This is a genomic window from Limnobacter sp. (assembly GCF_964228395.1).
Lineage (GTDB): Bacteria > Pseudomonadota > Gammaproteobacteria > Burkholderiales > Burkholderiaceae_B > Limnobacter.
On sequence record NZ_CAXQZX010000079.1, the window covers coordinates 1 to 13,074 of the forward strand.

Sequence of the window (13,074 nt, forward strand, 5' to 3'; positions counted from 1 at the left end):
AGGGCAGCCCGCCCGGTTTGGCCCACACCGAGGGGCCGAGGCGTGTTTCCCCGCCAAGCCCCCGCTTGGCGGGAAACCGAATCGGATGCAATGGCGACATTTTCGCCTTGCATGCCCCCTCGGAAGGGACAAGAAGGGATATACGGGCTGATCCCAGGCCCAGTGGCCTGTGCCAACCCGGCACCAAAACGCTGCGCATAAACACTCGCAAGGGCTGCCCCTGGCCCTGAAACCATTACCAAGCCGACACCAAGAGGCTGCGCAGTCAACCGAAACGCAGGCCGATGAACCACTACGCCGCGAAGTAGGCCTTCAAGCGATCTGCATATCCCAACTCCTCAGCCTTGGCCTTGGCGGTCTCCCGGTGGGCCTTGTTCACCTTGTCGGTCAGTTTGGCCATTCGAGCTTGCGATTTGTCGTCCATTTCGGCGGTAATTAGCCCGACCTCAACCAAAAAGTCTTCGTTGGCAAAGGCCGCGGCAATTAGCTCAATGAGTTTTTCGTCGTTGAGCATGCTGGCCAGTTTGCCAATTCGGTCTTTGCGCTGCGCATAAAACGAGATGTGCAGGTTGGCCGCAGGGTCGTCGATCACTTCCATGATTTCGAGTGCCTTTTTTTCCGGAATGTAGTCGGTGAAGCCGCCCAGCACGTGGTAGTCGCCGTGCTTGACCAGTTCTACTGTGACGCGTTTGAGTTGCTCGGTGGGCAATTCGGCCAGCATGTCCACTGATTTCTCCGGAATTTGCTCGCGCGCCACTTCGGCCATGAAGCTGGCATCAAACAGCTTGCACAGGGCGGTCGCTTTGCTCATTGGCGTGTAGTAAGACATGTTGGCCGTGATGGCCGGGCCAAACACTTTGGTGCACAGGGTGGCGCTGATGCTGTCTGGGGCCAATTTGCCGGTACCCGCAATTTTTTCAAACACGGGGCCAAATTTGTTCAGCAAGCTGTTTTGGAATTTGCTGCGAAGTTTTTGCAGTGCAATGGCGTCGAGTTTATCCAGGTAAGCCAGGTCCTCGGGCTTTTTGTGCAGGGCTTGGGCCAAGCGGCGCAGTTCGGTGTTTCTATCCATGTTTATAGCCCCAGCATTTTTTTAACGGCACCGCGCAACAGGCGGGGAATGTGTTCCAGCGCATCGTCCATGGCTTTTTTTAAGTTGGCTTCGTGGGCTTGTTGTGCCTGAGCCATGTCGGCAGCCAATTTTTTTTGTTCAGCAGCGCTTAGCTTTTCAAGCTCGGGCATGGGTTCGCCGAGCAAGCTCACCAGGCTGGCGTCGAGTTTGGGCATGTCTGTCTCCATCCATGTATTTTTTGTGAAGCCCAAGCATAAGCCGATTTGGGGCGTCTTGGGGCGTGGCGGTTAGAGCGTGGCTTCGAAATTCGTGCTCCCCCTCAAAGATGGTAGACGTTCAATGCAGTTAAAAGCACTACACTAGGGCATTGAACTATTTGTCAGTTTGTAACATTGTTATGGCGCGGCTAAACCTCGAATTTCCAGATCACCATTTTGTTTTTGAAACCTCCTTGTCCGTGCGCATCACCGACATCAATGCGGGCAACCATTTGGCCAACGACTCCATGATTTCCATGATCTCGGAAGCACGCGCCCGGTTTTTGTACCATTTTGGCATTGAAGAAATTAACCAGGATCGCACTGGCATTATCGTGACCGACTTGGCCACCATGTACAAAAGCGAGGCGCATGCACGCGATTTGCTGCGTTTTGAGGTTGGCGTGATGGATTTCAACAAGTATGGTTGCGACATTATTTTCAGGATCACTCGGCCTGTGGATGGCCGTTTAATTGCCTTGGCCAAGTCGGGTTTTGTTTTTTACAACTACACGCACAGCAAAGTGGTGTTAATGCCAGAGCGGGTGCGCAACACCTTTGAGCAGGCTTTGGCAAACCGCCAACACAATGTGGGATAAGCCATGAATTCAAATCAAACCACCCATCAAAACAGCGCTCAGGCCGTGATTTCAGCCACCGCTTACTCACCACGCCGACCTGCCCGCAGCCATTTGCGCTCAGTGCGCGGTATTCAAATTCATGTGAATGAATGGGGACCCATGTACGCCCCTTTGATTGTGATGGTGCATGGCTGGATGGACGTGGGGGCCAGTTTTCAGTTTGTGGTGGATGCCTTGCAGCGCGAATACCGCGTGATTGCTCCCGATTGGCGTGGTTTTGGCAAAAGCCAATGGCCAGTGCAGCAGGGGGTGCCCGGCGCGCGTTCTTATTGGTTTGCCGATTACCTGGCCGACCTGGATGCTTTGCTTGACCACTATTCTCCCGATGCGCCTGTAAATTTGGTGGGGCATAGCATGGGGGGCAATGTGGCCATGATGTACGCAGGTGTTCGCCCGGGCCGCGTGGCTTCGGTGGTGAATCTGGAGGGGTTTGGCATGCTCGATTCTGGCGCAGACCGGGCTCCCAAGCGTTATGCCACTTGGCTGGATGCCATTAAAAACCCTTCTGAACTGCGTTTGCACCCAAGCCTGGAGTCGGTGGCGCAGCGTTTGCAAAAAACCAACCCTCGCCTGCCAGCCAACAAGGCTTTGTTTTTGGCGCAACATTGGTCGCAGGCCGACGACGATGGTTACCGAATTTTGGGCGACCCGGCCCACAAAATTCCCAATCCGATTGGTTATCGCTTGGCTGAGGCCCAGGCCTGTTGGGCTTGCATTACCGCCCCAGTGTTGCATGTAGAGGCCGCGCAAACTGAAGCTGGTCTGTGGTTGAGCAAAGCAGGCGAGCCGGTGGATTTTGAGGCCTTTCGTAAACGCTTTGAGGTGGTGCCCGATTGGCGTTGCGAAATTGTGGATGACGCCGGGCATATGGTTCATCACGATCAGCCCGAGGTGCTGGCCCGTTTGATTGAAAGCCATTTTTTTGGATAAAAAAAAGCCGACTCCTTGCGAAGTCGGCTTAAACCTTTCTCACTTGCGGAGAAGAGGAGACATTGGATGGAGCACTGAGACAGCGCTCGATGTAACTATTGTCCCCCTCAAAAACAACGGTGGGCAAGTGGATTTGTAGGTAATTTATACTAGTGCGCAGCTTGAACTTTGGTGGTTCTGTCACACCATGAGCCGATAGCCAGCTTCCAACGTATTTTGTTTTCTTCCCGAGCTCAGCGACATGCCTCACATCACCATTGAATACAGCAGCAATTTGCGCAGCCTCGATGAATCTTGGGTGATGTTGCAGGTCAATCGCAGTCTGCTCAACCTGGGCATTTTCATGGATGCCGACATCAAAACACGCATGGTGTGCCAGGCAAGTTTCCGTATTGGTGTGGAAGCCGCCGAGGAGGATCGGCATGCGTTTGTGGCCGCCGAGGTGGCCTTGTTGAGCGGGCGCGACTTTTCTGTGCGTGAGCTGTTGGGCCAAACCTTGCTGAAAACGCTGGAGCGTTGCTGCCCGAGCGAGGGTGGGCTGCAAACCCAGGTCACCGTTCACGTGGGTGAATTGGAGTCTGAGCTGTACTTCAAATCGGTTTTAAAAGGCGAAGCGGGCAGTTAAGCCTTTCAGTTTTTAAGCGCCAATCAGTTGGTGAGGGTGGTCAATTTGCACCCGCTGCTGCAAAAGCCCCACCAGCCGGGGGTCGTCCAGCAGGGCCATGTGGCCACTGCCGGGCATCACATGGTTGGCGGCGCCCTCCAGGTGGGCATTTTTCGCGCTCAGTATTAAGCAGTCTGGGGTGGCAATCACACTGCTCATGCGGTGGCGGTGGTCCACATCGCTTTGGTTCAGTTCAGCCAAAAACGCGCTGCCCGGTAGCATGTCTTGCACGCAGTCTCCAACGCCCAAGTGAGCCATTTGTGTGCCGTTGTTGGGGGTGGCCAGGGTAAACAGGTGCTGCACAGGCAGGCCGGTATTCCATTGCTTGGCCATGGCCTGGCGCACAATCAGTCCGCCCATGGAATGACCCACCAGGTAGGTGTGGCTATTTTGGCAGTGGGGCAGGTTGAGCAATCCATCCAGGTACTCTTGGAAATGTTGCGCCATTTGAGCCACGCTGGCCAAGGTGTAGCGGGGTTGATAAAGCGCCACGCGCACACCACTCCAGAGGAGTTCGTCATACAAACCGGCAAAGCAGCCGGGTTTTTCAAGGTAGCCGGGCACCAACACCACCAAGGGCAATTGGCGATTTTCGAAATTCGGGCTGATGGGGGGCACCACGCTGGGGATGCGCTGGCGAAACAAAAAACTCAAACCGAACAAATAACCTTCGCGCGCCGCGAGCCTGGCCACATCGCCCATGCCATAGGGGCTGTGCGATTGGCCAACAATCGAGTTGTTTGCCATGGTGTGTCGTCCTTCCTGCAAGTGGTGGGCCTTTTTGTGGGTGGCCTCTGCTTTTAAAGTTACGCGTATATGCGCAACTACTGCAATTTGATTAACGGTAAAAAAGCTGCGCAATTAAGGGTTTGTTGCAAGCAAGGCACATGGGGCTAACCCTAAACCCCCTGCGGCGGGGCACAAAAAAGGGCTGCCAGTGGCAGCCCCGTGGGTGGTTTTATTCACGCCCGTTTGCGCGGGTGTTTACACCAGGGTGTCGGCCCAAATGTTTTGCGCCCAGCTCCAGGCGTAGGTGCCTTCCAACTCGGTGGGTTTTTCGCTCACGCCGCCCGATCCCTCAATGGTCAGGAAGGTTTTTTTCTCGGCATTGTAGGCATGCACGCTGGCCACATGAATGACATCAGTGGTGTTGATGTAGCTGTAGCAGGTGTTGTTCACCAACGGGTTGGGGTTGGGCTCCCAGCCGCTGAGTTGCGCCACAATGGCCGCGGCCACCACTTTGGCCTGGCTGTTGGCCATGTGGCCGCTTTTGGGCATCAGCGGTGCGCTTTGTACGCTGTCGCCAATCACATGCACATTGGGGGCCACAGTGGACTCAAAGGTGAGGTAATTCACTTCGGCCCAGCGGTTGTTCAGGTTGGCAATGCCGGTATCGACGGCCAGTTTGCCTGCACGCATGTCGGGCAAAATGTTCAACACATCGGCTTTGATGGGCTCTTCAAATTCGAAGCGCACGGTTTTTGCCGCAGCGTCCACGCCAGTTACTTTCATATTGGGGCGATATTCCAGCATGCCTTTGTACTGGCTTTCCCACACTGCTTTGAACAATTTGCCTTTGGACGTGACATCCGCATTGGCGTCCAGCAGCAGCACTTTGGATTTTGGCTTGTGCTGCTTGAAGTAATTGGCCACCATGCTGGCCCGCTCGTAAGGGCCGGGGGGGCAGCGGTAGGGCGCCAGTGGAACGTTGAGCACGTAGGTGCCTCCATCGGGCATGGCTTGCAGTTGTTTGTGCAATGCAACGGTTTCGGGGCCGGCTTTCCAAGCCTGCAAAATGGCGCCGCTGGCGTTGGCGGCTGCCAGCCCTTCGATCTTGTCCATCATCAGGTCGATGCCAGGGGACAACACCAATTTGTCGTAGGGCAGGCTGCGGCCGCTTTTTAGCTTCACCTGGCGTTTGTCCACATTGATGGACACCACGTAGTCTTTGACCATTTTGATGCCGTGGTTGCGGCTCAAGCCTGAATAGGGGGTGCTGATTTCGCTGATTTGGCGAACACCGCCCACCACCAGGTTGGACATGGGGCAGGATACAAAGCTGCTGTTGGGTTCAACCAAGGTTACATCGACCCGGTTGCCCGACAACAGGCGAATGTATTTGGCTGCGGTGGCACCACCGTAACCACCGCCAATGACCACCACTTTGCCTTTGGCGCTTTTGGCTGTGGCTGCCAGGGGCATGCCGCCGAGCAATGCCGTGGCCAGGGCGCTGGTCTGTAAAAATTGTCGTCTTTGCATGGTGCGCTCCTTAGTCTTTTTTGCCCAGGTAGTTGGCGATGATGTCGATTTGCTCGTCGGTGTATCCCTTGGCAAGTTGATGCATCACGGTGGCAGGGCGCTGGCCGGTCTTGAACCAGATCATATTGGTTTTAATGTATTCCACTGACAAATTGGCCAGGCCGCTCACTGGGCTGCCTTGTACGCCGTTGCCATTGGTGCCGTGGCAGTTGGCGCAGGTGGCCGCCAGGCTAGCGGCTCGCAAAGTGGCTTCGGCATTGGCCTGGTCGGCCTGGGCCACCCCATGGGCGAGTGCCGAGGCGGCGATGGTTGCACCCACGAGCAGGCGTGCAACAGCAGGTTTGACTGGCATGGAATGTCCCTCCGGTGTTGTTTTGGCGAATTGAATATGGGTCAAAGTGGTCGAAGTGTCAATTAGGCGACACAAGGCTCAATCCAATTTGATTGTAGTTCGGTAGCAGGTACAGGCAAGCAGTTTTTACCATTTCCTCACCAAATACTCTTCCGTTGGAGCCTTGTATGTTTAAACATCTGCTGCGCACGGGCACAAGCCTGCTGGCCTTGGCCACACTGGCGGGTTGCCTTTCATCCGGAGGTGATCCTGCGAACCCCTCGGGTTCTGGTGGTTCAACCATCAACCCGTCCGAGTCTGAAGGGCGGGTGTTTTTTATCAAGCCTGGCCCCAATGCCACCAATGAGATGGTGGCGGCCATGGTTCAGCTCAAGCCCAAAGACACTTTGCGTTTTGACTGCGGCTTTTTTGAGTTGACCACCGGCATACAAATTAGCACCACGGAAGATGTGATTATTGAAGGTTGCGGCATGGACGAAACCTTCCTGTCCTTCCGCGACAGCAATTCACAAGAGGGCTTTTTGGCGTCGAATGTGCGCGGTGTGACCGTGCGTAACCTGACCATTGGCGATTCGCCCGGCGATGCCTTCAAGCTCAAGGGCGTCAACCATGGCACATTGAAAAAAGTGCGCGCCATTTGGAGTAGCGGACGCAAAACCCCGCAAGAAACCCCCATTACTGCGGCCAACTATCGCGATGCGGTGAAGGTGCAGTGCACCGACCCAGCCCGCCACAACCCCGCCAACCCCAATCCGCTGGAGCGGGACAACACCTCACCAGACTACACAGTGAGCACGGCCTCGGGCCGCTACGGCATTTACCCCGTTGAAAGCCGCAATATTTTGGTGGAAGAAAGCGAGTCCATTGGTGCCTCCGATGCTGGTATTTATGTAGGCCAAACCAATATTGCAAAAATCCGCAACAGCCGCACGGCTTACAACGTGTTTGGTTTTGAGATTGAAAACGTACAAGACGGTGAATATTCCGGCAACCTGGCTGAGTGCAACACCGGCGGCTTTTTGATTTACGACCTGGACAACCTGACCCAGTACGGTTCGCGCTCGCGCATGTTCAACAACGTGGCTCGCAACAACAACACCTACAACTTTGCCGTGCCGGGCTCCATTGTGGCCAACGTGCCCCGTGGTTCGGGTTTGATCACCCTGGCCTACGACAAAATCGATATTTACGACAACGTGTTCGAGAACCACGGCACAGCGGGCATTATTTTGACCAGCTACGAGTTGTTGGGCGAAAACGGTGACCGCCGCATGGATGTGTACTCCGAGGCGGTGAACATTTTTAACAACACCTTCATCAACAACGGCAATGATTTGCCCCAGCCCGACTTTGCCAGCATTATTGCCACGCAGGGCGGGCAGGTGACCAGTGCCTTCCCCATGCTGGTGGGCCTAAAAATTGCCGCTGGCGGCCAACGCTACCGTGGCGCCCACATTGTGTGGGATGGTTACCAAGACCAACTGAACAACGAGTGCGAGCTGCCCAAAGACCGTCAGGGCCAGCCCGTGCCCACCGATGCCGATGGCAAGCCGATTCAGGGCAACGCCAACCCCAACCCCAGCTGCCGTTACAACAAATACAAATTCAACAGCAACGGCCAACGCAAGGTGCCCGCTTGGTGGTTTAGCTGCATCAACCCGAACAACAATTTCAATGGCGACAGTCTGAACTTTGCCAACTTCAATGGCACACGCGGTTTGGAGGCTGTGCTTAACCTGAACCCAAGCAACCCGGCTGCCAGCTTGACCCCCGAGTTTGTTCAATCGGTGGCCAGCGGCATTCCGCAGTTTCCCGCCACATTCCGCATCGAAGACCACAACTGTTTGGCGAAATTTGGCGCGGACCTGCCACGCCTGCCCGACTTTGAACTGGAGCCTTTTGTACCCAGTGGCGAGTTTTCCCCAGAGCCCACTGCCGAGGCGGTGAAGGCCCTGTGCGAAGTGCCTTTGAAAGCCGGTGAGGTGAATGAAGCTGCGTTTGCGGTGAACTGCCCCGATTTGGCGCAGTACAACCTGTTTGCAGACCCCCAGGACCCCCGCAGCATGCCCAATAGCCAGGGCATGCCTTACGTGCTCAACAGCAAGTTGTTTAGCGACTATTCGCTTAAGCACCGCGTGATTTTTGTGCCGCGTGGCAAAAAGGCCAACTACCTGGCCGATGAAGCCAACCGGGTCAACGCCACCATCAACTTCCCTGTGGGCACCATCATTGCCAAAACCTTTACCTTTGTGGACCAGCCACAGGGCAAAGAGACCGCTTACGAAACCCGCCTGTTGATCAAGCGTGAGCGCAAGGACGGTAACCCATACTGGGAGGCGCTGGAGTACATTTGGCAAGACGCAGGTGGCGGCAAGCGCAAGGCTGTGCTAAGCCAGGGCGGTGGCAAGGCCGCGGCATCCTGGGATTATGTGGATGTTGAAAGCGGCAAACGCCAGCAGGGCAATACCGCTGAATACCTGTTCCCCAACGCCAACCAGTGTTTGATTTGCCACAGCAACAACGATGTGGAATCGGGTTCCTCACCCATTGGCCCCAAGCCGCGTAACCTGAACCGCGAATATCGCAATGAGTCGCCCTTGTTGACCGCTGGGCAGTCGCAGCACCCCATCAATGGCAAAAACCAGATTCAGTTCATGTGCGAAACCGGTTTGATGCAAAACTGCCCAAGCGACCTGAAGGTGAACCAAACCACCAAGGTTGCCGGTGCCGTGCCGCGCATTCCCAAGTTCAACAAGCCCGGGGATTCGGGCCAGCCAGCCGGGTCTAAGGCCGACATTGAGGCACGCGCTCGCGCTTACCTGGAAGTGAACTGCGCCCACTGCCACAACGTCAATGGCCAGGCCTCCAACACAGGCTTCTATGTGGACGTGTTCCGGGCTGTGGACAGCACCTACGGCATTTGTAAAAAGCCCACCGCCAGTGGCTCGGAGGGCCGGGGCAATCGTTTGTACGACATCCACCCCGGTGTGTCGGCCGATTCGATTGTGCCTTACCGCATGGGGCCAGAGGCTGTGGAGTTGGCAGCCAAAATGCCGCCCTTGGCCCGCAGCGTGGTTGACACCGAGGCTGTGACCCTGATCAATCAGTGGATTGACCAGGTGATCGACTCCAGCTACGAGAACGCGGACGCCTGCCAGCAAAGCAACAACAGCGGCGGTGGCTTGCCGCTGATTGGGGGGCTACCGCTGGTACCATAGAGTCCAATCCACTTGCAGCATGAAGGAATGGACTTTTTAAAAGACCCCACAATTTTGTTCATCGTCAAGCTGGTCATCACCTTCGGGTTGATGGCCAGCGGTTTTTTTGTGAACCGCGCTTTGTCGTGGTCGCTTCGCAAGCTTCACCCCTATCACCCCGAAAAAGCCCGCTCGCAATTGGTGTTTTTAAAAAACCTGGTGCGCATGGCGGTGTTTTTGCTCTTGGTGCTGGTGTGGGCTTCTCAAATTACCGGCGCGTTTTTAAGCGTGGTGGCCATTGCAGGCGCCTTGATCATCACGGGCAAAGAGGTGGTGCTCAGCCTGCTGGGGTATGTGAATATTTCGCTGTCCAAGCCGTTCCGTATTGGTGATTACATTGAAATTGGCAACCAGAATGGCCGCGTGATTGACATTGATTTATTGAGCACCAAGCTGTTTGAAATCGGCATGTCGGGCAAGTACACCGGTCGCCGGTTGGCGGTGCCCAATGCGGCGGTGTTTATGCACACCATCAAGCACAATTCAATGTTGGGCAAGTTCAGCTTGTACACCATCGAGATCATTCTGCCGTTCAAGGCAGACACCGCCAAGGCCGAGGAGATCGCCCTGCGCGTGGCGCGCTCGGTGTCTGCCGCTTGGGTGGAGGAGGCCGATCGTTATTTTGACCGCATCGAGGTGTCTGAGTTTGTGGATCTGCCCGCCGCTCATCCCGAGGTGTTTTGGCAGGCCTACAACGAACTGGCCCACAAAATGATTGTGCGCCTGGCTTGCCCCTTGGAAAAGCGTGGCGATGCCGAGCAAGCCATCTACAAAGGGTTTTGGCAGGAGTTCGGCCCCGTTTAAAAAATGCACGGAACCCGAGGGTTTTTTTGTGGTCCTTTACGCACTTGTGTTGGCAGGAATATGGAAGATGTTTAAACCCGGTTTGAATGTTAAACAAATGGCTGCGTGCTCGGTAACGCTGCTTGTATTGCAATCTGGTGTGGCTCAAGCGCATGGCGATGCCAAAGGCCACAGCCACCAACACGATGCCCACGTGCACGGCGTGGGCGAGCTAGAAATGGTGCAAGAAGGGCAGGTGGGTGCCAAATTAAGCGCCAAGAAGCCAAGTATTCAGGCCCTATGAGCGAAGCATTGCAAAATTCGCCAGTGCTGCAGATGCAGGGTGTTGAATTCGCCTACCCCAATGCGCCTTTTGGTTTGCGCATTCCACAATTTGAGCTTGGCCCCGCTCAAGGGGTGTTTGTACAGGGCGAAAGCGGCAGTGGCAAAAGCACATTGCTGAACTTGATGGCAGGGGTGCTGCGCGCGCAAGCTGGCTGCGTGACGCTGATGGGCCACGCCCTTCACGACATGGGCGAGCGCGCCTGCGACGCGGTGCGTGTTAACCATGTTGGTTTTGTGTTTCAGCAGTTTAATTTGCTCAATTACCTCAGTGTGCTGGACAACGTGGCCTTGCCATGCCGGTTTTCAGCCATTCGACGCCAGCGGGCGCTTGCAGACCACAGCAGCATTCATGCGGCAGCCTTGGCCCTGCTCGCCGAGCTGGGCATGAAGGACCATGTGCAGCGGCCCGTACAGCAGTTGTCGGTGGGCCAGCAACAGCGGGTGGCTTTGGCGCGTGCCTTGATGGGGCGACCAAGCCTGCTGATTGCAGACGAGCCCACCTCGGCCCTGGACGCGGGGCACCAGGCCAAGTTTGTGGACCTGTTGCTTGAGCGGGCGCAACAGCAAGGCACGGCGGTGGTGATGGTGAGCCACAACCCCGCCCTGGCGGCGCGGTTTGAGCGGCATTGCAACATGGCCGACTGGCAGCGGTACCCTGCAGTAGAGGGGGGCGCTTGATGGGGATTTTGCTGAAGCTGGCTGCACTAAGCGCATGGAGCCGCCGTGCTAGTTTGTTGTTACTCACGCTCAGTGTCATGGCCTCCAGCGTGTTGCTTTTGGGCATCGACCTGGCGCGGCAAAGCGCTCGAGATACCTTTTCCAATGCTGTGTCGGGCACCGACCTGGTGGTGGGCGCCCAAAACAGCCCGGTGGCTTTGCTGCTTTACAGCGTGTTTCGCATTGGTGAACCCGCACGCAATATGCCCTTTGAGGCGTTTAAGCAAATTCAAGCCGATCCGCGTGTGAAGTCGGCTTTGCCGATTGCCCTGGGTGATTCATACCGTGGCTACCCCGTGGTGGGCACCACCTCAGCGTATTTTTTTGATTTTCAATATGGTGCCCGCCAGCATTTGGCATTGGCGCAGGGTCGAGCGTTCGACGATTACACTGTGGGCGACCCAGTGGATCGTATTTTTGAAGCCGTGCTGGGGGCCGATGTGGCGGCCCGCATGAATCACAAGGTGGGCGATGCCATTGCGCTGCACCACGGCATGAGCTTGCAAACGGGCGAGCCGAGCCACGGCGACAAACCCTTTACCGTGGTGGGGGTTCTTCAGCCCACCGGCACGCCGGTGGACCAAAGTGTGCACATCAGCCTGGCGGGTATGGAGGCCATCCATCTGGATTGGCAGGCGGGCGTGCCCATGGCCGGGGCCAACATTCCAGCCGAATTGGTGGCCAAGTTCAACCTCACCCCAAAATCCATCACTGCCACCTTGGTGAGTTTGCATAACCGTGCCGGGGTGTTTCGCGTTCAGCGTGAACTGGAAAACCAGCCCGGCGTCGCCCTGAGCGCCATTCTGCCCGGGGTGGCCTTGTCCACCTTGTGGCAAACCGTGGGGTTGGTGGAGCAAGTGCTGTTGTTGGTCGCCGCCCTGGTGGGCCTGGTGAGCGTGTTGGGCCTGACCAGCGTGATGCTGGTGACCTTGGGTCAACGTCGCCGCGAGTTGGCGGTGTTGAGATCGACCGGCGCCGGGCCAGTGACCATTTTTTCGCTGGTGCTGTTGGAAAGCGCGTTGGTGATGTGGCTTGGTGCTGCGCTGGGTGTACTGGCTGCTGCAGCCAGTGCCTGGGCCTTGGGGCCGTGGGTGTTGAGTAATTTTGGCGTGCAATTGTCGGCTGTGTGGGGCTTGCAACAGGGCTTGCTGGCCGTGCTCGCATTTGCAGCATTTGGCAGTATGCTTGGTGCTTGGCCAGCTTGGCGTGCTTATCGCCTGCAATTGCAGGACGGCTTGAGCATGCGCGGTCAATAGCAGTTCATTCTTTGGAAAATAAAATGCCGAATACAAAAAAAGTAGTGCTGGGTGTGTTGCTGATGCTGGCCATGGTGGGCGTGGGCTACGGTTTAACCTCCTGGTTGATGGGCACCTCCGAGGATTCTCGGCCCAAGACCGAGTTGGACAAAGCCCTGGCTGAGCTGCAAAACGAACCGCTTGATCCAGCCGACTCCGGCTATGCCGTGGGCGACCGCTTGGGCCAGGGGCAGGCCCAGGCCAAACAGTTTGACCCAGCCTACCCCGAGTTGGAGTGGGATGCGCTGATGCCCGCCAACTGGGACCCCATGGCGGCATTTCGTGGTTTGAATATTGCTGAGTTGCAAGACAACGACCCCCGTGCCCAACAAGCGTTAAACGCCATGCGGGAATCCTGGAACAAGGCCCCGGTGAACGATGAGTTGAGTGGCAAAAAAGTGCGAATTCCCGGCTTTGTGATCCCGGTGGAGCAAAGTGAAGCTGGGGTAGACGAACTGTTGCTGGTGCCATACTTTGGCGCCTGCATTCACACACCGCCGCC

14 protein-coding genes are annotated in these 13,074 nt (G+C 56.3%); 9 read left to right on the top strand and 5 right to left on the bottom strand.

The genetic code is table 11. From position 1 onward, the window contains the following. Positions 1-292 precede the first annotated feature (292 nt). Both ACEQU8_RS06260 and ACEQU8_RS06265 read right to left on the bottom strand, forming a co-directional pair. Complete coding sequence (locus ACEQU8_RS06260) at positions 293-1,072, bottom strand: hypothetical protein (protein ID WP_370262332.1); 780 nt, start codon at positions 1,070-1,072, stop codon at positions 293-295. A gap of 2 nt (positions 1,073-1,074) precedes the next feature. After that, a complete protein-coding gene (locus tag ACEQU8_RS06265) occupies positions 1,075-1,287 on the bottom strand; it encodes a hypothetical protein (RefSeq protein ID WP_370262333.1) in 213 nt (70 codons plus the stop codon). 182 nt (positions 1,288-1,469) lie between these two features. Here ACEQU8_RS06265 and ACEQU8_RS06270 point away from each other — a divergent pair, with 182 nt between their 5' ends. The 3 genes from ACEQU8_RS06270 (at position 1,470) to ACEQU8_RS06280 (ending at position 3,525) form a co-directional block, all read left to right on the top strand. After that, positions 1,470-1,928 (top strand): thioesterase family protein, encoded by a 459-nt coding sequence (locus ACEQU8_RS06270; protein WP_370262334.1) that lies wholly within the window; start codon positions 1,470-1,472, stop codon positions 1,926-1,928. Between the two features lie 3 nt (positions 1,929-1,931). Continuing rightward, positions 1,932-2,900 (top strand): alpha/beta fold hydrolase, encoded by a 969-nt coding sequence (locus ACEQU8_RS06275; protein WP_370262335.1) that lies wholly within the window; start codon positions 1,932-1,934, stop codon positions 2,898-2,900. Positions 2,901-3,141: 241 nt separating this feature from the next. Next, positions 3,142-3,525, top strand: a complete 384-nt coding sequence (locus ACEQU8_RS06280) for a 5-carboxymethyl-2-hydroxymuconate Delta-isomerase (protein WP_370262336.1) — start codon at positions 3,142-3,144, stop codon at positions 3,523-3,525. A 12-nt stretch (positions 3,526-3,537) separates the two neighbouring features. On the opposite strand, the gene ACEQU8_RS06285 is transcribed toward ACEQU8_RS06280, so the two are convergent. From ACEQU8_RS06285 to ACEQU8_RS06295, 3 genes are all read right to left on the bottom strand, one after another. Continuing rightward, complete coding sequence (locus ACEQU8_RS06285; RefSeq protein ID WP_370262338.1) at positions 3,538-4,311, bottom strand: esterase/lipase family protein; 774 nt, start codon at positions 4,309-4,311, stop codon at positions 3,538-3,540. A gap of 237 nt (positions 4,312-4,548) precedes the next feature. After that, entirely contained in the window at positions 4,549-5,823 is a 1,275-nt protein-coding gene (locus ACEQU8_RS06290; RefSeq protein ID WP_370262339.1) for an NAD(P)/FAD-dependent oxidoreductase, read from the bottom strand. Positions 5,824-5,833: 10 nt separating this feature from the next. Next, positions 5,834-6,175: a cytochrome c gene (locus ACEQU8_RS06295; RefSeq protein WP_370262340.1), complete on the bottom strand. Its 342-nt coding sequence runs from the start codon at positions 6,173-6,175 to the stop codon at positions 5,834-5,836. A gap of 167 nt (positions 6,176-6,342) precedes the next feature. Between ACEQU8_RS06295 and ACEQU8_RS06300 the strand changes: the two genes are divergently transcribed. The 6 genes from ACEQU8_RS06300 to ACEQU8_RS06325 all read left to right on the top strand — a co-directional run. Further along, on the top strand, positions 6,343-9,393 hold the full coding sequence (locus ACEQU8_RS06300; RefSeq protein ID WP_370262342.1) for a parallel beta-helix domain-containing protein: 3,051 nt from the start codon (positions 6,343-6,345) through the stop codon (positions 9,391-9,393). A 27-nt stretch (positions 9,394-9,420) separates the two neighbouring features. Continuing rightward, positions 9,421-10,236, top strand: coding sequence for a mechanosensitive ion channel family protein (locus ACEQU8_RS06305; RefSeq protein WP_370262343.1), 816 nt, complete (start codon positions 9,421-9,423; stop codon positions 10,234-10,236). Positions 10,237-10,303: 67 nt separating this feature from the next. After that, entirely contained in the window at positions 10,304-10,519 is a 216-nt protein-coding gene (locus ACEQU8_RS06310) for a hypothetical protein (RefSeq protein WP_370262344.1), read from the top strand. After that, the gene (locus ACEQU8_RS06315; RefSeq protein WP_370262345.1) at positions 10,516-11,238 is read left to right on the top strand and encodes an ABC transporter ATP-binding protein; all 723 of its coding nucleotides are present in this window, start codon (positions 10,516-10,518) and stop codon (positions 11,236-11,238) included. The genes ACEQU8_RS06310 and ACEQU8_RS06315 overlap by 4 nt, the downstream gene beginning before the upstream one ends. Continuing rightward, complete coding sequence (locus ACEQU8_RS06320; RefSeq protein ID WP_370262347.1) at positions 11,238-12,533, top strand: ABC transporter permease; 1,296 nt, start codon at positions 11,238-11,240, stop codon at positions 12,531-12,533. Before ACEQU8_RS06315 ends, ACEQU8_RS06320 begins: the two co-directional genes overlap by 1 nt. A 23-nt stretch (positions 12,534-12,556) precedes the next feature. Further along, positions 12,557-13,074 (top strand): DUF3299 domain-containing protein (locus tag ACEQU8_RS06325; protein ID WP_370262348.1); only part of this gene is annotated, 518 nt, incomplete at its 3' end.